This is a genomic window from Raineyella sp. W15-4 (assembly GCF_033170155.1).
Lineage (GTDB): Bacteria > Actinomycetota > Actinomycetes > Propionibacteriales > Propionibacteriaceae > Raineyella.
In genome coordinates, this window is record NZ_CP137079.1 from 122698 (window position 1) to 143063 (window position 20366).

A 20366-nucleotide genomic window follows, 5' to 3' on the forward strand; every position below is an offset into this window, starting at 1 on the left:
CCTCTCCTTCCCCCTTCCCACTTCCCCTCTCCCATCGCGTCTTCCCGCCGCGGGAATGCGGCGCCGTACGCGGGAGTTGAACCCTCATCTACCCTCGGAGCATCGCCGGCGCGTCCGGCAGAGGAGGACCAGACCGATGACCACCCGCACCCCGACCAGCACCCTCATCCAGCGCCTCGCCCACAAGGACGAGAGCGTCCGGCTGCGGGCCGCGATGGACCTCGGCACCTGCGAGGACCCGGAGGCCGCGGAGGTGCTCGTCGCCCGGCTGGGCGCCGAGGCCGATCCGGCCGTCAAGGAGATGATCACCTGGGCGGCGGTGCAGCACGCGGGCCGCGCGATGGGCGCCCTGATGGTGCAGCTCTACAGCGCCGAGGCGCCGGTCCGGGCGCAGGCCGCGCACGTGCTCAGCAAGATCGGCGGGGAGACCGTGGTCCGGCCGATCCTCCCGGTGATCGGTGACGAGGACCCGGTCGTCGCGGTGAAGGCCGCCCGGGCGGCGGCGTCCACCGGCAGCCCGGAGGTCGTCCCGGCACTGATCGGCCGGCTCGGACAGGGCGACGCCGCGGTCCGGGACGCGGTGAGCGACGCCCTGCTCGCCCTGTCCGAGTGGACCGTCGGACCGCTGATCGAGGCGCTGGCCGATCCCGACCCGTTCGTCCGGATCCATGCCGCCGACACCCTCTCCGACCTCGGCAGCCCCGAGGCCGACCGGGCGATCCCGGTGCTGGCCGCGCACCTCACCGACGCCGAGGCCGACGTCCGGCTGGCGATGCTCTGCGCGCTGAGCCGGCTCGACCCCGAGCAGACCGACGGGCTGCTGCGCGACCTCGCGGTGGGCGAGGACGCCGAGCTGGCGTACGTCGCCGGCCGACTGCTGCGGCGCTGAGGTCTCGGGGTCGCCGGGTGTTCAGTCGCCGGGTGATCAAATGACGCCGTCCTGGATGGCGCACCTCGTACAGTGCTGCCCATGACCGGCCTCGAACCGCTGCACCTGCCCGCTCCCGAGCACGCCGCCGACTGGCTGGCGGAGCGGCGGACGAGCCTGCTGGGCGACGTGGACCGCCGGGTGGCCGACCTCAAGGCCGCGCCACCCGGTGATCCGCTCGCGACGTTGCGCCGCTGGAACGACATCACCCTGGCGCTCAGCGACCTGTCGGCGATCGGTTCGGTCTACGCCCAGGTCCACCCCGACCAGGAGGTGCGGACGCTCGCCGACCGGGTGGTGCAGGAGGCCAGCCGGGTGTCCACCGAACTGTCGCTGGATCCGGAGCTGTACGCGGTGTTCGCCGCCCTCGACCCGGCCGACCTGCTCGATGCCGGTCGCCGGCCCGCTCCGGTCGCCCACCGGCTGCTGGAGCGGGTGCTGCGCGACTTCCGCCGCTCCGGGGTCGACCGCGACGAGGCGACCCGGGCCCGGCTGCGGGAACTCGACAGCCGCCAGGTAGACCTCGGCCAGCAGCTGAGCCGAACGATCCGCGCCGACGTACGGTCGGTCCGGGTGACACCGGCGCAGCTCGCCGGGCTGCCGGCGGACTGGGTCGCCGCCCATCCGGCCGCCGCGGACGGGCTGGTCACCGTGACCACCGACTACCCCGACGCGGTGCCCTTCTTCACCTTCGCCCGCGACGCGGCGGCCCGCCGGGCGCTGCGGATCGAGTTCCTCAACCGCGGCTGGCCCGACAACGACGCGGTGCTGCAGGAGCTGTTCGCGGTGCGGCGGGAGGTCGCCGGACTGCTCGGCTACGCCGACTGGCCGGACTACGCGTCGGAGGTGATGATGATCGGCACTGGCGAGGCCATTCCCGCCTTCATCGACCGGATCGCCGATCTGGCGCTGGAGCCGGGCCGGCGGGACCGCGCGGTGCTGCTCGATCGGCTGCGCCGCGACGTCCCCGGGGCGACCTCGATCGACGTCGCCGACGTGGCCTACTATGCCGAGCTGGTCCGCCGGGAGCGGTTCGACGTGGACGCCCAGCAGGTCCGCCACTACTTCGACGTCGGCAAGGTCCGCCGCGGTCTGCTCGACGTCACCGGCCGGCTCTTCGGCCTGACGTACCTGCCGGTCGACCCGGCCGAGGCCCAGGCCTGGCACCCGGAGGTGGCGACGTACGACGTCCACCGGCGGCTGCCGGGCTCGGATCGACCGGGGGAGCGGATCGGCCGGATCCACCTGGACCTGCACCCGCGGGACGGCAAGTACAAGCATGCCGCCCAGTTCACCCTCGCCGAGGGCGTCCGCGACCGCCGGCTCCCCGAGGGGGTGCTGGTCTGCAACTTCCCCCGCGGCCTGATGCAACACGACGAAGTGGTGACGCTGTTCCACGAGTTCGGCCACCTGGTGCACCACGTGCTCGGCGGCCGCTCGGAGTGGGTCAGGTTCTCCGGCGTCGCCACCGAATGGGACTTCGTCGAGGCGCCCAGTCAACTGCTGGAGGAGTGGGCCTGGGACCCGGCGGTGCTGGCGACCTTCGCGACCGACGAGGCCGGCGAGCCGATCCCGGCCGACCTGGTCGAGCGGATGCGCCGGGCCGAGGACTTCGGCAAGGGCTACCACGCCCGCACCCAGATGTTCTACGCCGCCCTGGCGTACGACCTGCACGCGCACGAGGTCCCCGACCTGACCGCCCGGGTGGAGGAGCTGCAGGGGCGCTACTCGCTGTTCCCCTATCTGGCGGGCACTCACTTCCACTGCAACTTCGGCCACCTCGACGGCTACTCCAGCGGCTACTACACGTACGCCTGGTCCCAGGTGATCGCCAAGGACCTGTTCTCCGCGTTCGATCCCGATGACCTGTTCGAGCCGACGGTCGCCGCCCGCTACCGCGACACCATCCTGGCCCGCGGCGGGGAGAAGGACGCCGCCGACCTGGCCGAGGACTTCCTCGGCCGCCCGTCGACCTTCGACGCGTACGCCGCCTGGCTGGCGCGGTAGGGCGGGGCCGATGACGCTGCGTGACGAGGCTCGGACGATCCTGCGTGACCTGACCGGGGTGCCGGGGGCGGACTTCCGTGACGGCCAGTTCGAGGCGATCGAGGCGCTGGTCGCCGACCGGCGCCGCGCCCTGGTGGTGCAACGCACCGGGTGGGGCAAGTCCGCGGTCTACTTCGTCTCCTGCCTGCTGCGTCGTCGCCAGGGTGCGGGTGCCACCGTCATCGTCTCGCCACTGCTGGCGCTGATGCGCGACCAGCTCGCCGCGGCGGAGCGGGCCGGCATCCGGGCGGCGGCGATCAACTCGGCGAACGTCACCGAGTGGGACGAGACCATCGCGGCGGTGCATGCGGGCGACGTCGACCTGCTGCTGATTTCCCCGGAGCGGCTCACCAACCCGCGGTTCCGGGAGACGGTGCTGCCGTCGCTGATCGCCGACCTGGGTCTGCTGGTCATCGACGAGGCCCACTGCATCTCCGACTGGGGCCACGACTTACGCCCCGACTACCGGCGGATCCGCGACCTGATTGCCCGGCTCCCCGACGGGGTGCCGACCCTGGCTACGACGGCCACCGCGAACAGCCGGGTGATCACCGACGTCGCCGAGCAACTGGGCGTACGCCTTCAGCCGGGCGCCGCGCCGGTGAGTTCCACCGTGTCGGCCCCTTCGGTGTCGGCCCCCTCCATGCCCGCCCCATCGGTGCCGGGCTCCTCCGTATCGTCCGACGACGTGTTCGTCGTCCGCGGTCCGCTCGCCCGGGACTCGCTGCGGCTGGGCGTGCTGCAACTGCCGACCTCCCGGCACCGCCTCGGCTGGCTGCTGGCCCACCTCGATGACCTGCCGGGCAGCGGCATCATCTACGCGCTCACCGTGTCCGCTGCCGAGGACACGGCACGACTGCTCGCCGCGCACGGCCACCGGGTCCGCGCCTACACCGGCCGTACCGATCCCGCCGAACGGGAGGCGGCCGAGCAGGCGCTGAAGACCAACGCGGTGAAGGCGCTGGTCGCCACCAGCGCGCTCGGGATGGGGTTCGACAAGCCCGACCTGGGGTTCGTCGTGCACCTCGGGGCGCCCTCGTCTCCGGTTGCGTACTACCAGCAGGTCGGTCGCGCGGGCCGTGCGGTGGAGACCGCCGACGTACTGATGCTCCCTGGGCCCGAGGACCGCGATATCTGGCAGTACTTCGCCTCCGCCTCGATGCCCAGCCAGGCAAAGGCGTCCGCGGTGCTGTCGGCGCTGGCCGAGGCCGGCCGGCCGCTGTCGGTCGCCGCGCTGGAGGCGCGGGTGGACATCCGGCGGACGCCGCTGGAGCTGCTGCTGAAGGTGCTCGCCGTGGACGGCGCGGCCGAGAAGGTCGACCGGGGCTGGACGACCACCGGTGTGCCGTGGACGTACGACGCCGAGCGGTATGGCCGGATCGCCGCGGCCCGTGCCGCCGAGCAGCAGGCGATGCTGGAGTACGAACGGGGCGGCACCTGCCGGATGGAGTTCCTCACCGACCAGCTCGACGATCCGCAGGCCCGGCCGTGTGGCCGCTGCGACGTCTGCCTGGCGGGGGCGGGGGAGCAGCCCTGGTATCCGGCGGATGTCCCCGAGGCGTTCCTCCAGGTGGCCGGTGCGCAACTCGACCATGTCGGGGTGCCGATCGAGGCGCGGCGCCAGTGGCCCTCGGGGATGGACCGGCTCGGCGTCGCGGTGAAGGGCCGGATCCCCGCCGACGAGGCGGTGGAGGAGGGCAGGGCCGTCGCCCGTCTGACCGACCTCGGCCACGGCCGGGCGCTGCGTGACCTGTTCGCACCGGACACCGACGGCCACCCGGTCGACCGGCCGCTGCCGGCCGTGCTGGCCCAGGCCTGCATCCGGGTGCTGGCCGGCTGGGACTGGGCCGTACGTCCCGCCGGGGTGATCGGGGTCGGGACGCTCGGTCGACCGCGACTCGTCGCTTCGACCGTCTCCGGGCTGGCCCAGGTGGGTCGGCTGACCGACCTGGGGCTGCTCCCGCTGCGCCCCGGCGCCGGACCCACGACGGCGGGCAACAGTGCCTTCCGGCTGGCCTCGCTGTGGGACCGCTGGGAGGTGCCCGACGAGCTCGCGGAACGCCTGACGGGTCTGGACGGTCCCGTCCTGCTGGTTGACGACCTGGTCGACTCCCGCTGGACGATGGCGGTCGCCGGGCGACTGCTGCGCCGGGCCGGCGCGCCCGCAGTGCTGCCGCTGGCTCTGGGTATTGCGGGCTGACAACGCAGTCTCTGAGACGTCGCAGTGAGACGTCGCGGTCTCTGAGGCGACTCCGACCCTGCGGCGTGGTTCGGCGGTTCAGCTGTCAGGCGGCGGTGGGTAGCTCAATGTCGAAGAGGCGTTGTACGCAGTCGTGGAGGCGGAAGCCCTCACCGGCCTGGGGCGGGAAGACCCGGTCCGGCTGTTCGGCTGCGGCCCGAGCCGCGGCCTGCACGATCGTCTCGACCTGGTCGGGATCGGGGGCCTCGCCGGTGCGGATGGTACGTCCGTCGGGCAGGGTGAACACCCACGCTCCCGGACGACCGGTCAGCTCCACGGCGCCCTCGTGCACGTACGTGTGGTGGGCCTGGCACAGCAAGATCAGGTTGTCCAGATCGGTCGGCCCGCCGTCGGCCCAGTGCACGATGTGGTGCGCTTTCAGTCGTCGCCGCTGCCGACAGCCGGGGAACTGGCAGCTTCCGTCCCTGACCCGCAACGCGCGCCGCTGTGCGGGCGAGGCGAACCGTCTGGTCCGGCCCATGGCCAGCACGTCCCCCTCGGCATCGGTGATCATCCCGACGACATCGCCGTCACAGGCGTGCCGGGCCGCGGTCGCCGCCTCGACCGGCCCACCGCGCTCGATCCACGCCTGTGACGCCCGCCGACTCGCCGACCCCGGTCCGGTTGTCGAGGCGATCGAGGTGTCCGACGTTCCCGCGGGAACGTCCTTGTCCGATTTCACCGACCAGTTCGGCCCTACCGCGCCGTTCGCGGTCGCTCCGGTGAGCGTCTCGACGCCGACATGGACCACCACTAGGTCCGGGTCGTCGACACAGGTCGTCGGGACCGCGTTCAGGTAGCCGCGGGCCACGTCGCGCAGTGCAGCCACCTGATCGATGACCGGCCGATCCGCCTGATTATCGCCGTCGTGGCCGTCGCCGTGGTTCTCGTCGGCCTGGTGGTCGTCGGGCGCGATCGGCTGGTCCGGGTGATCGTCCGGGCGGTCGAGGTGTCGGTCGGTCGCCGCCTCGAGAGCGCCGCGGACGACCGCGGCCTCTTCGGGCAGCATCCGGACACTGAGGGTGACCATGCCGTCGTCGGTCTCGCGCCACGACAGCCGGCGCCGCTCGACCTGGCCCAGATGCGTCCCGGTGTGCGCGCGGTAGGAGCGGACCGTGCGGGCCAGCTGGGAGGCGGTCTGGGCCCGGGCCAACTCGCACAGTTCGGCCTCCTCGACCCGACCGGCCAGCCGGGTCACCTCGCGGACCTTCGAATACGTCAGAACGCCCTCGGCGAACAACTCCGCCACCGTCGGCATGGAGCGCAGCGCCCGCGCGACCCGGACGTGCTCCCGCGCCGTTCCCGCACTCATCGAACACGCCCACCCCAGCCAGTGCGCGGACGAGGTGATCCCCTCGAACCAGGCCCACCCCGCGCCCGAGTCGAACTGCCCGACCAGCTCCAACAGCCGGGCATCACACCGTGCCTGCGCCGTCGCGGCGCCTTGGATCCCGATCCCCAGATCCTCCGCCTCCGGGCGCGGCAACCGATCCGCATCGACGGCCTCCGACCAGTCCCACATGATCCCCCCAAACAAACAGATGTTCGATAGCAACAGTCTCCGCCAAGGCACTGACAGTCGCCCCACCCCCGTCGGCCGCGATGGACACCGGGCTAGGCTCACGACATGAAGTTCCGCTACCTCGGCAATTCCGGTCTGAAGATCTCCGAGATCACGTACGGCAACTGGCTCACCCACGGCTCGCAGGTGGAGAACGACACCGCCACCGCCTGTGTCCACGCCGCGCTGGACGCCGGCATCACCACCTTCGACACCGCCGACGTGTACGCCAACACGGCCGCGGAGAAGGTCCTCGGCGACGCCCTCCAGGGGCAGCGGCGCGAGTCGCTGGAGATCTTCACCAAGGTCTACTGGCCCACCGGCCCGAAGGGCCACAACGACGTCGGCCTGTCCCGCAAGCACATCCTGGAGTCGATCGACGGCTCGCTGCGGCGGCTGGGCACCGACTACGTCGACCTCTACCAGGCGCACCGCTACGACGTGGAGACGCCGCTGGAAGAGACCATGCAGGCCTTCGCCGACATCGTCCGGCAGGGCAAGGCCCTCTACATCGGGGTGTCCGAGTGGACGGCCGGACAGCTCCGTGCCGGTCAGGAGCTGGCCTCCCAGCTGGGCTTCCGGATCATCAGCTCCCAGCCGCAGTACTCGATGCTGTGGCGGGTGATCGAGCCCGAGGTGATCCCCGCGTCCAAGGAGCTGGGCATCTCCCAGATCGTCTGGTCGCCGATGGCCCAGGGTGTGCTGAGCGGCAAGTACAAGCCGGGCCAGCCGGCCCCGGCGGGCAGCCGCGCCACCGACGAGAAGGGTGGCGCCGCGATGGTCCACCGCTTCCTCGACAACGAGCAGCTGGTCGAGCGGGTGCAGGGCCTGCAGCCGATCGCCGACGAGCTGGGCATCTCGATGGCGCAGCTGGCGATCGCCTGGGTGCTGCAGAACGACAATGTCGCGGCCGCCCTGGTCGGCGCCTCCCGTCCCGAGCAGATCACCCACAACGTCGCCGCGTCGGGGGTCACCATCCCGCCGGAACTGATGACCCGGATCGACGAGGTGCTCGGCGACGTCGTCGTCCGTGACCCGTCGCTGACCCGCGCCCCACAGGGCCGGCCGGCCTGACCTCGCGGGGTGGGCCGGCAGGAGGCACCGCGATGACCACTGATCCGGTCGCGGCCACCGGGGCCGACCTTCGCCTGCTGCGCGACGCCGACCCAGGGCTGCGGCTGCTGCGCGCGGAGCTGATGCCGGTCGTCGTGGCGATCCTGGGGCGCCGCCTCACCGCCCCCACCAGGGTGCTGCCCGCGGTCGAGTTCACCGAGGCCGTCTCCGAGGATCTGGCCGAGCTGCGCAGCATCGGGTTCGACCTGCCCCGCAGTGCCGGGGAGTACGTGGCGTCGTGGGTCGGTGACGGTTTCCTGATCCGGCGCCCGACCGCCGACCGGGACGAGACAGTCGAACTGTCCGACGGCGCCCAGGCCGCCATCCGCTTCGTCCTGGGGGTGCAGCGCCCGCGCTCCTCGGTCACCTCGTCCCGGTTGTCCAACGTCTCCGATCTGCTGGCCCGGCTGGCGGTCGACACCGATCCGGAGCCGGAGAGCAGACTGGCCGCCCTGGAGGCGGAGCGGGCCGCGGTGGAGGCGCGGATCGAGCGGGTGCGGGCCGGCCATGCCGAGCAGCCGGACGACGCCACCTCCCGGGAGCGGTTGGAGGAGATCCTGCGCCTGGCCGGCGAGATCCCCGGGGATTTCGCGCGGGTGAGCGCCGACCTGGAACGGGTGAACCATGGGCTGCGCGAGCAGATCATCGCTCGGTCCGGGTCCCGGGGTGATGTCCTGGACGGGGTGTTCGCGGGGGTCGACCTGATCGAGCAGTCCGAATCGGGGCGGACCTTCGCGGCCTTCCACGCGCTGGTCCTGGATGCAGGGCGGGCGGCGGAGTTCGACGCCGCGGTGGAGGCCGTGCTGGCGCGCGCCTTCACCGGAACCATCCCCACGGACCAGCGGAGATTCCTGCGCGGGCTGCTCACCACCCTGCAGGACGAGAGCACCCAGGTCCGTCGCCAGATGACCGGCTTCTCGCGCAGCCTGCGCCGATTCGTGGAGTCGCGGGCACTCCAGGAACACCGGCGGCTGGCGGACGCCCTCCAGGAGGCCCAGGCGGCCGGCTTGACCGCCTTCGGCGTCGGACGGCCGTTCGACGAACTCGACATCCAGCTCGACCGCACCTCGTTCCCGCTGTCGACCATCGGATCCTGGACGCTGACCAATCCGGCCGACCAGCGCACCGCCGATCCGGTCATCGAGCGGGCCAACGGGCTCCTGGACCTGGCTGCCCTCCGGCGGCAGGTCCGGGCCAGCGAGATCGACTTCGTCGAGCTCCGGGCGGCCGTCGCCGCCACGATGGAGCACCTCGCCGTCGCGTCGGTCGGCGCCGTCCTGTCCGAGCATCCCGCCACCCAGGGGTTGGCATCGGTGGTCGGCCTGCTCGTCCTCGCGTCGCAGTACGGCCTGGTCTCCTCCGGGGACGAGCGGCTGCGATGGCGGACCGGTGACGGAACCACCCGGACTGTCAGTGTCCGGCGGTACGTTTTCTCCGAGGTCCCCGAGAGCTGGAGCCGACGATGACCGAGCGTACGACCCCGCGCCGGGCATACCCCGACGAGATGCCGGGTGCGCCTGCCCCCGACCGCCCCACCGAGCCCACTGCGCCGACGTCGGCGCTGTTCGAGGGGGACGCCGGGGAGCTGCCCGAGGACGTCCGACGGGTCCTCGTGCTGCTCCTGCAGGGCCCGTTCGTGAGCCGCGACAGCCACCCCCGCCCGTGGGCCACTCTGCTCGGTCACGAGGAGGTTGTCCGGTCCCGGCTGGGTGACCTGTTCCTCGAGCTGGTGCTGGATCGCGACCGCGGGTTGGGCTTCATCCGCAAGGTCACTGCTCCGGAGCTCGACGTCCCCGGCGTCGTCCGGAGCAATCGCCTCACCCTGATCGACACCGCGCTGGTGCTGCATCTGCGGGAGCTGCTGCTGCGCGCCGAATCGGACGAGCTGCGGGTGATCGTCGGGCGCGACGAGCTCACCGAGGTCCTCGCCGTCTACCAGCCGCTGACCGGCACGAACCGGGCCGGCTACGAGAACCGGATCCAGGCGTCGGTCGAGAAGCTGAAGCGGTCCTCGGTCCTGCGCAGCACCAAGGAACCGGACCGCTACGAGGTCTCACCCATCCTCGGGCTGGTGTTCGGGGCCGACGAGGTGATCGCCGTCACCCGAGAGCTCCGGCGTTTCGCGGCCGAGGCAGCCGCAGGCCCCGCCGGAGGAGTCACCGCCGCCGATGAGGAGGCCGGATGAGTGTCGCAGCGCCGGGACAGCACCGGCTGGCGCGGATTCAGGTGGTCAACTGGGGCACCTTCCAGGGGGCGTTCGGCATCGATGTGCCCAGGGACGGGATGCTGATCACCGGGCCGTCGGGGTCCGGCAAGTCGTCGTTGCTGGACGCGTTGTCCGCGGTGCTGGTCCCGCCTCGCTGGCTCGCATTCAACGCCGCCGCGCAGGAGGGCGGCAGCGCCGACCGGTCCCGCAGCCTGGTGTCATACGTCCGCGGTGCCTACCGGCGGGAGGCCGACGACGTCACCGGAGAGGTGACCACGGCCTACCTGCGCGACGGAGCCACCTGGAGCGGGATCGCGTTGACGTTCGACGACAGCACCCGGCTGACGACCCTGATCCGGCTGTTCCACCTGGCCCGCGGCGCGAATGCCATGGACGATCTGGCCTCCCTGCTGGTGATCGCCGACGGTCCGGTCGAGCTGCTCTCGTTGCAGGACCTGGTCGCCAACGGACTCGAGTTGCGCCGGCTCCGGTCGCGCCACGCTGACTGGGACGTCTTCACGCGCTACTCCGCCTTCGCCGCGCGCGTCCAGCGCCGCCTCGGACTCGCCTCGGACCAGGCCCAGCGGCTGCTACACAAGACCCAGTCGGCCAAGAACCTGAACAGTCTCGACACCCTGCTGCGCGATTTCATGCTCGACGAGCCGGACACCTTCGACCTGGCAGACCAGGCGGTCGCGCAGTTCGGCGAGCTGACTGCGGCCCACGCGAGTGTGGTGGACGCGCGCCGCCAGGTCGAGACGCTGCTACCGCTGGAGGCCATCGGCACGGAACTGGCCCGCCTCGAGACGGAGACGGAGTCGCTCACCCGGCAGCTCGACCACCTGCCGGTCTTCGAGCAGCGCACCCGGCTCGATCGGGCGCGCGACGACGCCCGGCAGAAGACCGGCCTCCTGCGGGGGCTCGAACGGGAGCTGGCGCAGGCCACTGCGGCGTCGACGTCCGCCCAGGAGGAGCGGGACGCCTGGAACCAGCGCCTGCTGGGCGCGGGCGGGGCGGAACTCGCCACCCTGGCCGCGTCCATCCGCGCCGAGCGGGACCTGTGGGAGCAGCGTCGCCGGCGGCGGGACAGCATGGCACCGGTCGCGGAGCGGGCGGGGCTGTCGCTCGCCGCCGACGCCGAGGAGCACGCGCGGCTCCAGCAGGAGGCGGAACGCCGTGGCCGGCAGGTGGACGCCGACCGCGAGTCCCGGCGGGCCGCGGGCTATGAGCTGGTCCGGGCCAAGCACGAGGCCGACGCCCGGGTCCGGGTGATCCAGGAGGACCTCAAGGTCCTGCTGGCCCAGCAGTCCAACCTCGAGCCGCACCTGCTGCGCGTACGGGCCCTGCTCACCGATCGGCTCGGTCTCACCCGGGAGACGCTGCCGTTCGCCGGCGAGCTGATCGACGTCCGCGAGGAGGCGTCGGACTGGGCCGGCGCGATCGAGCGGGTGCTGCGGCCGCTGGCCCGTACGCTGCTGGTGCCGGACGGGCAGTACGCCGCGGTGGCTGAGCTGGTCGACACCACCCAGCTGGGCACCCGGTTGGTCTACGAGCGGATCCCCGCTGATGTCGCGGCGCCCGACGGGGCCCCCTCCGATCCTCGGTCGCTGGTCAGGAAGGTGATGCTGCAGCCGGGGCCGTGGGCGCACTGGCTGGCCGGCGAACTGCTCCGCCGCTACGACTACGCGTGTGTGGAGACGATCCCCGAACTGGTCCGCGCGCCCCGCGCCGTGACCCGCGCCGGTCAGATCAAACACTCCGCGACCAGGCACGAGAAGGACGACCGGCGCCCGATCGACGATCGGCGCTCCTGGGTGCTCGGCTTCTCCACGGCGGCGAAGGAGACCCGGCTGCGGGAGACGCTCCGGGAGGCGGCCACCACCGCTGCCGATGCCGACCAGGCCCTGCGGGCCGATGAGGACTCCCGCGACGCGATCGGGGCGATGGCGGCGGCACTGGCCGAGCTGCGTCGCCTCGCCTGGGAGGAGATCGACACCGGTCAGCCGCGCCGCCGGCTCGATGACCTGGTCCGGCGCCAGGACGTCGTCCGCGCGGCGGCCTCCGGTCTCGGGGACATCGAGGCTCGGCTCGCGGCCGCGACGCAGGCGTACGCGGAGGCCGAGGAGACCCGTCGACGGCTGCAGTCCCGCAGGGACCGTACGGCCGGGGACCTCGACGACCTCCGGTCCACCATCGCCCGTCTGGAGGAGCGACTGGCCGCCCAGCCGGACGTGCCGGACGAGGCCGGCCACACCCTGTCTGCGTTGTTCGCCGAGGAGTGGGAGCGGGTCGGCACCGGGCCGGCGGTGCCGGAGGCCCCGCTCCGGGAGGCGTTCCAGGCCGTCGAGCGACGCCTCCGGGACGCCCTGGCCCAGCGGGAGAAGCGTCGCCAGGATGCGGGACGGCGCAGTGAGCGGACCATGCAGACCTACAAGACGAATTGGCCCGCCCAGGCCGCGGAACTCGCCATCCGGATCGACTTCCTGCCGGACTATCTCGCCATCCTGGCCGGCCTGCGCGCCGACCGGCTGCCCGAGTTCGAGGAGCGCTTCTTCGACCTGCTGCAGAGCCAGTCGCGCAACAACATCGGCAATCTGTCCCTGCGGATCACCATGGCGCGACGGAAGGTCCGCGAACGGATCGATCCGATCAACACGTCGCTGGCGGGCACCGAATACGCGCCGGGCCGTCACCTGCAGGTGAAGGTGGACGACCGGCGCGTCCCGGAGCTCACCGAGTTCCTGGGTGCGCTCGGTCGGATCACCGCGGGCTCGATCGAGGACACCCTCGGCGCCGACGACTCGACGGCCGGGCGGCAGCAGGCGGAGGAGCGGTTCCTGGAGATGCAGCGGATCCTCAGCCGGCTGTCCTCGACCGAGGCGCCGGACCGGCGCTGGCGCGCGCAGTGCCTGGACACTCGGCTGCATGTCGAGTTCACCGCCGTGGTCCAGGACACCGACGGCAGGCCCGTCGACTACTACACCGGCGCCGGTGGACTGTCGGGTGGAGAACGGCAGAAGCTGGTGGTCTTCTGCCTGGCCGCCGCCCTCCGCTACCAGCTGGCCCGGGAGGGCGCCGACCAACCGCAGTACGGTCTGGTGGTCCTCGACGAGGCGTTCGACAAGACCGACCCGGAGTTCACCAGGGCGGGGCTGGAGGTGTTCCGCACCTTCGGCTTCCAGCTGCTCCTCGCCACGCCGATGAAGATGCTCCAGACGCTCGAGGACTACGTCGGGGGGACCACGCTGGTGCTGATGGACCCGTCACATCACTCCCACCTCGAGGTGATGCGGTTCGACCTCGAGGAGTCGGCCGAGGCGCCGACCGACCCGGCCGAGGTGCCCGGCACCGGGGCTGCCCCGGGCGTGCCCGCGGATCGGGAGCCACCCGTGCGCCAGCCGGCGGAACCGGGGCTGTGGTGAGGTCGCCCGAGGAGTTCCGCGCCTGGGCGACATCGGCATGGGGCCGCCGGTTCCGCAACGAACTCGCGGTCGCTGATTCCGCCGGTGAGCATCCGTGGTCATGGTCGCTGAGACCTCCCACGGAGAGCGAGGCGGCCCGGGACACCACCGCCGTCGCTTCCTGGGTCGCCCGGTGGCGCCGGGACGAGGGGCGGCTTCCTGGCGGCGTCCGGGTCGACTGGGTGGTGCGACGCTGGCGCAGCCTCGGCGCTCAGCGTCTCCCGATCCGGGTGCAGGGCGAGGATTTCGCCGGGCTGGCCGCTGTCGCCGGTCACCGCCAGGACTGGGATCGGGGCACCCACGCCGTGGCTGTCTTGCGCCGGCGCTGTGCGGGGGAGGCCTCACCCGGGGTCGTGACGCCGCTCGATGCGGCGATCCGACGGCATGGGCGGGCCCTCGTCGGACTCGACCGGGCGGACCTGTCGCGGTTGGTCGACGTCGTGGACTGGTTCGTCGCCCATCCCGACTCCGGACTCTTCGACCGGGAGCTGCCCGTCAACGGCCTCGACACGAAATGGCTGGAACACCACCGCACGCTGGTCTCGGACCTGGTGGCGGCGGTCGGTGGCCCGGCGGACCTGGGGCTCAGAGCCCGCGCCCGGCCGTTCGCCGTCCGGTTCCTCGATGCCACGCTGGCGCCCGGGGCACTGCGCGACTTCGCCGCGCCGGTGGACGAGCTGGACCGTCTCGCCGTACGGCCGTCGGTGGTCTGGATGGTCGAGAATCTGACCACCCTGCACGCGTTCCCGATGCTCGAGGACGCCGTGGCGGTCCACGGCGGCGGATACCGGGTGGCGGAGCTGGCCGGCGTCGGCTGGATCCGTGCCGCCCGGGTCGTCTACTGGGGCGATCTCGACACCCACGGCTTCGCCATCCTGTCGCGGTTGCGGCAGCATCTTCCCCAGGTGGAGTCGGTCCTGATGGACAGCGCCACGCTGGCGGCACATGCACACCTGGCCGGCACCGAACCGCGGCCGGTCCGTGGAGAGATCACCCACCTGACCTTCACTGAACGCCAGGCGCTGGCGGCCCTGCGGGACGGTGATCGCCGCCTGGAGCAGGAACGCATCCCCTGGCCGTACGCCACCGACCGGCTCGCCGGCTCAGCACGTGCCCCGAGCGACCGGCTCGGACCGGCTCGATAGACCCCGTCGGCCGATCCCGTCAGCCGACGACGGATGCCACCCAGGCCACGGTCTCGTCGGTGAAGAGGGTCGATTCGGTGTCCCAGTCGCTGGTGCCGCCGTCATCGGGCCCGCCGATCACCCCGTGCACCACACCGTCGGCGGTGTACCACGGGGAGCCGCTGGTCCCGTCGGGCAGATCGCAGGACTCCACCGCCGCCCCGTCGGACCGTACGGTCACCGCGAGGTCGTCGCAACCGGTGAGCCGGTCGGTGGTCTGCGGATAGCCCCAGATCGACACCGTGCTGCCGTCGGCCGGCGCGGTGCCGACGGTGAAGCCGCCGCCGACGGCCTGCTCGATGTCGCCGTCGACCTGCAGCAGTGCCAGGTCGAGGGTGGCCGGGTCGGGGTCGAGCTTCCATTGCGGGGTGACCCGGTCGACCACTGTCCAGGTCCGTCCCGCAGCATCGAGGGCGTCCGGGGTGTCACAGTGGGCGGCGGTCAACAGCCAGGAGCCGCTGGGAGTGTCGAGCACCTCGGCGGTGCAGGTGGACGGCACGATCCAGGCGTGCATGTCCTGCAGCGTCGGGCCGGGCGTGGCGGCGGTCAATCCGGGCACCGAACTTGCGACGCCGTCGATTGTGCTGCCGTCGGTCGGAGTGTCGCCGGCCGGGGAGACGGGTGTCGCAATGGTCGTGCTGCCGACGGTCGGGCCCAGCAGCCGGACGAGGAAGTGTGCGTGGGCAACGGCCGGCACCAGGTACGCAGCGCAGGCCAGAGCGATCCCCGTCGCCGCGGTGGCGAGCACGCGCCTGCGGGTCCTGCCCCTCGTCACGATCCGCCGCCCTCCTACTGATCGACCCTACTGATCGACGCCGATGCCTCCTGCCACTGCACTCTGCCACGGTACCTGTGACGTTCGTATAACGGCGGTGTCGTATAACGGCGGTGTTGTATAACGGCGGTGTCGGGTCGCTCCCTCCTCCGTCAGCCCTTGTTGATCCGGACCAGCGTGCCGGCGGGGTCGCGGACGGCGAAGTCGCGGACGCCCCACGGCTGGTCGGTGGGTTCCTGGACGATCTCGGCGCCGCTCGCCTCCACCGTGGCGAACGTGCCGTCGAGGTCGTCGGTGGTGAGCAGGACCATGGCGTAGCTGCCCTTGGCGATCAGGTCGTTGATCGTCCGCTTCTCGTCGTCGGTGAGGGTCGGGTCGACATTCGGCGGGGCCAGCACGATGTTGGTGTCAGGCTGGCCGGCCGGGCCGATGGTGAGCCAGCGCATCGCACCGGAGCCGACATCGAGCCGGACCTCGAAGCCGAGCGTGTCGCGCCAGAACGCCAGGGACGCCTCCGGATCGGTCTGCGGGAGGAAGGTGGAATGAATGGTGATGTCCATGTCTTCACGCTAGGTCGGGCGCCGGTGGCGGCGCTTCTTCATTCCTGATCGGTCGGGCGACCTGCTTGACCACACACGCAGGCAGCCCGGCCCACTGCGAGGCGGTCTGCCGGTAGGCGCTGGGGGACATCCCGACCAGTTCGGAGAACCGGGTACTGAAGGTGCCCAGTGATGAGTAGCCGACCGCGAAACACACCTCGGTGACGCTCAGGTCGCCGCGCTGCAGCAGCGCCATCGCGCGCTCGATCCGCCGGGTCATCAGGTAGCCGTACGGGGACTCGCCGTACGCGGCCCGGAACTGCCGGCTCAGGTGGCCGGCGGACATGTACACCCCGCGGGCCAGCGCCTCGACGTCCAGCGGTCGGTCGTACTCCCGGTCGATCCGGTCGCGCACCTGGCGCAACAGGGCGAGATCACGGAGTCGGGTCGACTCGTCAGGGTTGCTGGTCACATCGCCGATGGTGCCATGCTGCGGGGCTCCCGCGCCGGGCGTCGGCTGTCGGCGATCAGCCCTCACATCGGCGGCACAGACGGCGCAGGGCAGGATCGTGTGGTTGCTCCCTACCGTGGATCGGACCAGCGGAGAGGAGTGGCCATGAAACGTACGATCTGGGTGGTCCTGGGTTGCGTCGCGGGGATCGCGACGCTTTGGCGGACGTTCGTCGCGACACCGCCGGGCCGCGAGCTGGACCAGTTGGTCATGGTGCGGCTCGGCGAGGTCCCCGCCTCCTGGGCGGTTGCGGCGGCATGGACCGGTGCGGTGATCGCGCCCGTGGTGGCGCTCGCCGCGGTCGTGCTGGTGCTGCTGGCGGTGTCCGGGCGCCGGCGCCGCCGGTACCGTGTCGCGCTGCTCGCCATCGGCGGATCGGTCGTGACCAGTGAGGTGCTCAAGCTGGTCCTGCCTCGTCCGGGGCTCGATGACGGGCCGATGGGCAACTCCTTCCCCAGCGGGCACGTCGCGGCGATCGCTGCGGTGGTGGTGGTCGCCGTCCTGCTGGCGCCGGTGGGTGTCCGGGCGATCGTCGCGGGGATCGGTAGCGTCGTGGTCTCGGCTGCCGGCCTGGCCGTCGTGGTCCTGCAATGGCACCGTCCCAGTGACGTGGCCGCCGCCGTCCTGGTCGCCGTCGGGTGGGGAGCGCTTGCCTCGGTGCTGACGGACGTCTCCGGGGCCGTACGCCGTGTGGTCCAGGCCAGGCCGCCACGGCGCCGGATGGCCGTCGCGACGGACGCCCGTTCCTGACCGAGTCGTCAGCCGGAGATCACCAGGCGTCGATCGCGGTGACGAAGGGGGACTACGCTCCGATCGACACATCAGGAGCCGTGGCGTTCATGGTGGCGCCGTTGCCGGCGCGGTGAGGAGGGACAGATGGGCGGTTTCGAGATCCTCGGGATGTCGCCGGGTGTGCTGGCGCTGATCGCGCTCGCCGGGATCGGCACCGGCATCGTCGGCTACCTGACCGGGCTGGCCTCGCTGGTCAGCTACCCGGTGTTGTTGGCCGCCGGCCTGTCTCCCGTCGCGGCGAACGTCTCCAACACGCTGGGGCTGGTCGGGGTGGGGGTCGGGTCCACCGCCCGGGCGCTGCGTACGGTGACCGGTGGCAGCCGCCGGACGCTGGCCGCACAGCTGGCGGTGGCCGCGGTCGGCGGCGGTCTGGGGGCGGCGCTGCTGCTGGTCGCCGGGGAATCGAGCTTCACAGCTGTCGTGCCGTGGCTGATCGTGCTCGCGTCGGTGCTGTTGCTGCTCAGCCCTCGGATCAGCCGGCTGAGGACCGGTGAGCCGAATCCGGTCGTCTACTGGATCGGGCTGTTCCTGGTCTGCTGCTACGGCGGCTACTTCGGGGCGGGCGCCGGCGTGATGTACCTCGCCCTGACCCTGATCGCGAGCTCGGAGCTGTTCACCCGGGCGATGGTGATCAAGAGCCTGCTGCTGGGGGTGAGCAACCTGGTCGCCTCGCTGATCTTCATCGGCTTCGGACCGGTGAACTGGGCTGCGGCGATCGCGCTGGGTCTGGGCTGCGTGGTCGGCGGCAACTTCGGCCCGGTGATCCAGCGCCTGATCCCCGAGCAGGTGCTGCGGGCGGTCGTCGCGGCCGGCGGGTTCTTCCTGGCGGTGTGGCTGTGGTGGCGCTGATCGAGGGGTGATCCACGTGGCGGCAGGGGGTTGTTGGGTGGGCTCGGGCTGCGCGGAGTGAGCGTGGGGGAAGGCCGCCTCGAGCCGGGTGAGGGTGTTCTGGGAGTCGCGGAGGAGGCGGACGCGGCGTCGGGTCCAGGCCCGATCGAAGCCTGTGGCGGCGGTGGCAAGCTGGTGGTCGATGTGGTTGCGTAGCCGGGTGAGCGAGCCCCGGAATTCCTGGATCTCGGGACGGACACGCAGCACGGAGGCTGTGGAATGGGCCCAGTCGACGATGAAGATCGTGGCCAGCGCCGAGGCAAGCGCGACCGCCCACAGCTCAGGGAGCGAGTCGAGCAGGTTCTGCAGGACGGGGTCGATCAGGTAGACCACGGCGAGTGCAGCGGCGCCGAAGCCGAGGGAGTTGACCAGGCACACGCGTCCCTGGATGTTGCCGAGTTTGCCGGTGTAGTCCCACAGCACCAGGCCGAACAGCCGTTGCAGCAGCAGGTGGCTGACGAACTCGACAACGGTGGCCACGAGCACTCCGATCACGAAGACCAGGGGCGGAGCGTCGGCGGCGCCGGTGATGCAGAGCTGGATGCCGAGTGCTCCGACCGCGTAGATCGGGACGACCGGGCCGGTGAGGAAGCCCGGGTTGATGATGCGTCGCTCGCACCACAGCCGCACGACACCTTCGAGTATCCAGCCGAGGAACGAGTAGACGAGGAAGGTGAGCGCGAGGTGGCTGATCGTGACCATGTCAGTCACCGCGCACCGTCGGGGAGGCGACGACGACCGCGTCTCTGCCCAGCGACTCGAAGTCATGCAACTCACCGAGGGTGGCTCGAGCCGCGTCCCGTCCGGCTTCGATCAGCTGAGGTACGTCGGTCATCCGCCACATCGACAGGTCGTCCACCCGCGGGCGGATCACGATCGTGTTGGGTTCGGTCTCGAGGTGGGCGATCTTGTCGGCGGTGGGGGCGATCGGCAGACACTCCCATTCGGGACGGACGCGGACCGCGATCACCCAACGTGCTCCGAGCCCACGCACGGCGGAAATCGGCAGGTTGGCGACCAAGCCGCCATCGATCAGGATCCGGCCGTTGTCGGTCACCGGTGGGAACAGCCCGGGGATCGCGATGCTGGCCCGGAGCGCCCGGGTGAGGGAGCCGCTGGTCATGACCACCTCTTCGCGGGTGAGGAGATCGGTTGTGACTGCCCCGAACGTCAGCGGGAGGTCTTCGATACTGAGGTCCATGCCGATCCGGGCGGCCGTCCGTTCCAGTGCGGTGGAGTCGAGGATCCCCAGCCGCGGGGCGAGGGTGAGTTGGCCGAAGTCGGCCCAGCGGGCGTCCAGTGTCAGTGTCTCGATGAGGTCCAGACCGAGGCCGGCCGCGTAACCGGCCCCGACCAGCGCCCCGACGCTGGTGCCGGCGACGAACTCGGGCTGCAGGCCACGAGCCTGGAGTTCCTGGAGGACACCGAGGTGGGCAGCACCCAGCACCGCCCCACCACCGAGCGCGATCCCCAATCCGGGCGTGGTCATGGCTGGCTCGGGTGTCGTTCCGTGACGGGCAGCGGGACGGCACCCGACGGGTTCAACCCGTCCAGAAGAAGGCTCAGATAGCGCCGTCGCGTGGCAGGATCGGCGTCCACCACGCCCTGTCCGGTCGTCAGGACGGCGAGCAGCACCGGCAGGTCGTCGGTCTCCAGATCGGGCCGCAGGTTTCCGGCGGCCTTGGCGCGCTCCACAGTGGCGGCAAGACGCCCGTTCCGGGCGAGGAAATGCGCTGTCACCTCACCGGCGTCCCCGATCTCCCGGACCACGCCTCGCTCACGTCGCAGGATGTCGACGAGTCGGTCCGCAACGGCCAGCAGGTCATCTCGCGAGGCGTCAGTCGAGCAGAACTCCTGCAGCAACGGCTCGGCCTCCTCGTCGAAGACCCGGTCGAGGACGGCCTGCGCCAGGACCTTGCGGTTGGGGAAGTGCCGGTAGAGCGTGGCGATCCCGACCCCGGCCTCTGCTGCGACCTTGTTGAGTGTCGCCGCCGGGTCGCCCAACAGCCGCCGTGCGGCGTCCAGAATCCGGCCGATGCTCGAGCGGGCGTCTGTCCGCAGCGCCGCCCAGGTCTCAGAAGAACTTTCCGACATCACACTCTCACTTTGATAGTTAACTATTG

At 71.5% G+C, this 20366-nt stretch carries 16 protein-coding genes and 1 pseudogene; 10 read left to right on the forward strand and 7 right to left on the reverse strand.

What is annotated here, in order from left to right:
* Nucleotides 1–136: 136 nt before the first annotated feature.
* The 3 genes from R0145_RS00545 to R0145_RS00555 all read left to right on the forward strand — a co-directional run bounded on the left by R0145_RS00545 (nt 137) and on the right by R0145_RS00555 (nt 5174).
* Nucleotides 137–889, forward strand: coding sequence for a HEAT repeat domain-containing protein (locus R0145_RS00545; protein WP_317838487.1), 753 nt, complete (start codon nt 137–139; stop codon nt 887–889).
* An 81-nt stretch (nt 890–970) separates the two neighbouring features.
* Nucleotides 971–2935, forward strand: coding sequence for a M3 family metallopeptidase (locus R0145_RS00550; RefSeq protein WP_317838488.1), 1965 nt, complete (start codon nt 971–973; stop codon nt 2933–2935).
* 10 nt (nt 2936–2945) lie between these two features.
* Nucleotides 2946–5174: a DEAD/DEAH box helicase gene (locus R0145_RS00555; RefSeq protein WP_317838489.1), complete on the forward strand. Its 2229-nt coding sequence runs from the start codon at nt 2946–2948 to the stop codon at nt 5172–5174.
* A gap of 85 nt (nt 5175–5259) precedes the next feature.
* Here R0145_RS00555 and R0145_RS00560 read toward each other — a convergent pair whose 3' ends face one another.
* The gene (locus R0145_RS00560; protein ID WP_317838490.1) at nt 5260–6735 is read right to left on the reverse strand and encodes an HNH endonuclease signature motif containing protein; all 1476 of its coding nucleotides are present in this window, start codon (nt 6733–6735) and stop codon (nt 5260–5262) included.
* 105 nt (nt 6736–6840) lie between these two features.
* On the opposite strand from R0145_RS00560, the gene R0145_RS00565 reads away from it, so the two are divergent.
* The 5 genes from R0145_RS00565 to R0145_RS00585 are packed head-to-tail and all read left to right on the forward strand — an operon-like array spanning nt 6841 to nt 14699.
* Nucleotides 6841–7848, forward strand: coding sequence for an aldo/keto reductase family protein (locus R0145_RS00565; RefSeq protein WP_317838491.1), 1008 nt, complete (start codon nt 6841–6843; stop codon nt 7846–7848).
* A 32-nt stretch (nt 7849–7880) separates the two neighbouring features.
* Nucleotides 7881–9353 (forward strand): DUF3375 domain-containing protein, encoded by a 1473-nt coding sequence (locus tag R0145_RS00570; RefSeq protein ID WP_317838492.1) that lies wholly within the window; start codon nt 7881–7883, stop codon nt 9351–9353.
* On the forward strand, nt 9350–10072 hold the full coding sequence (locus R0145_RS00575; protein ID WP_317838493.1) for a DUF4194 domain-containing protein: 723 nt from the start codon (nt 9350–9352) through the stop codon (nt 10070–10072). Before R0145_RS00570 ends, R0145_RS00575 begins: the two co-directional genes overlap by 4 nt.
* Nucleotides 10069–13515, forward strand: a complete 3447-nt coding sequence (locus R0145_RS00580; protein ID WP_317838494.1) for an ATP-binding protein — start codon at nt 10069–10071, stop codon at nt 13513–13515. Before R0145_RS00575 ends, R0145_RS00580 begins: the two co-directional genes overlap by 4 nt.
* Nucleotides 13512–14699, forward strand: a complete 1188-nt coding sequence (locus tag R0145_RS00585) for a Wadjet anti-phage system protein JetD domain-containing protein (RefSeq protein ID WP_317838495.1) — start codon at nt 13512–13514, stop codon at nt 14697–14699. Before R0145_RS00580 ends, R0145_RS00585 begins: the two co-directional genes overlap by 4 nt.
* Before the next feature lie 19 nt (nt 14700–14718).
* Here the strand turns inward: R0145_RS00585 and R0145_RS00590 are convergent, their stop codons facing one another.
* The 3 genes from R0145_RS00590 to R0145_RS00600 all read right to left on the reverse strand — a co-directional run bounded on the left by R0145_RS00590 (nt 14719) and on the right by R0145_RS00600 (nt 16524).
* On the reverse strand, nt 14719–15513 hold the full coding sequence (locus R0145_RS00590) for a trypsin-like serine peptidase (RefSeq protein ID WP_317838496.1): 795 nt from the start codon (nt 15511–15513) through the stop codon (nt 14719–14721).
* Between the two features lie 152 nt (nt 15514–15665).
* Complete coding sequence (locus tag R0145_RS00595; RefSeq protein ID WP_317838497.1) at nt 15666–16073, reverse strand: VOC family protein; 408 nt, start codon at nt 16071–16073, stop codon at nt 15666–15668.
* 4 nt (nt 16074–16077) lie between these two features.
* Entirely contained in the window at nt 16078–16524 is a 447-nt protein-coding gene (locus R0145_RS00600) for a helix-turn-helix transcriptional regulator (RefSeq protein ID WP_317838498.1), read from the reverse strand.
* Nucleotides 16525–16668: 144 nt separating this feature from the next.
* On the opposite strand from R0145_RS00600, the gene R0145_RS00605 reads away from it, so the two are divergent.
* Nucleotides 16669–17313: a phosphatase PAP2 family protein gene (locus tag R0145_RS00605; protein ID WP_317838499.1), complete on the forward strand. Its 645-nt coding sequence runs from the start codon at nt 16669–16671 to the stop codon at nt 17311–17313.
* Between the two features lie 126 nt (nt 17314–17439).
* The gene (locus R0145_RS00610) at nt 17440–18204 is read left to right on the forward strand and encodes a sulfite exporter TauE/SafE family protein (RefSeq protein ID WP_317838500.1); all 765 of its coding nucleotides are present in this window, start codon (nt 17440–17442) and stop codon (nt 18202–18204) included.
* Between the two features lie 267 nt (nt 18205–18471).
* On the opposite strand, the pseudogene R0145_RS18340 reads toward R0145_RS00610, so the two are convergent.
* The 3 genes and pseudogenes from R0145_RS18340 to R0145_RS00620 all read right to left on the reverse strand — a co-directional run.
* Nucleotides 18472–19011, reverse strand: a pseudogene (locus tag R0145_RS18340) (putative ABC transporter permease); the annotation flags it as partial.
* Nucleotides 18947–19732 carry a patatin-like phospholipase family protein gene (locus R0145_RS00615; protein ID WP_317838501.1) on the reverse strand — a complete coding sequence of 262 codons (786 nt, stop codon included), beginning with the start codon at nt 19730–19732 and terminating at the stop codon, nt 18947–18949. The gene R0145_RS00615 and the pseudogene R0145_RS18340, both read right to left, overlap by 65 nt.
* Nucleotides 19729–20337, reverse strand: coding sequence for a TetR/AcrR family transcriptional regulator (locus tag R0145_RS00620; protein ID WP_317838502.1), 609 nt, complete (start codon nt 20335–20337; stop codon nt 19729–19731). Before R0145_RS00620 ends, R0145_RS00615 begins: the two co-directional genes overlap by 4 nt.
* Between the last annotated feature and the right edge of the window lie 29 nt (nt 20338–20366).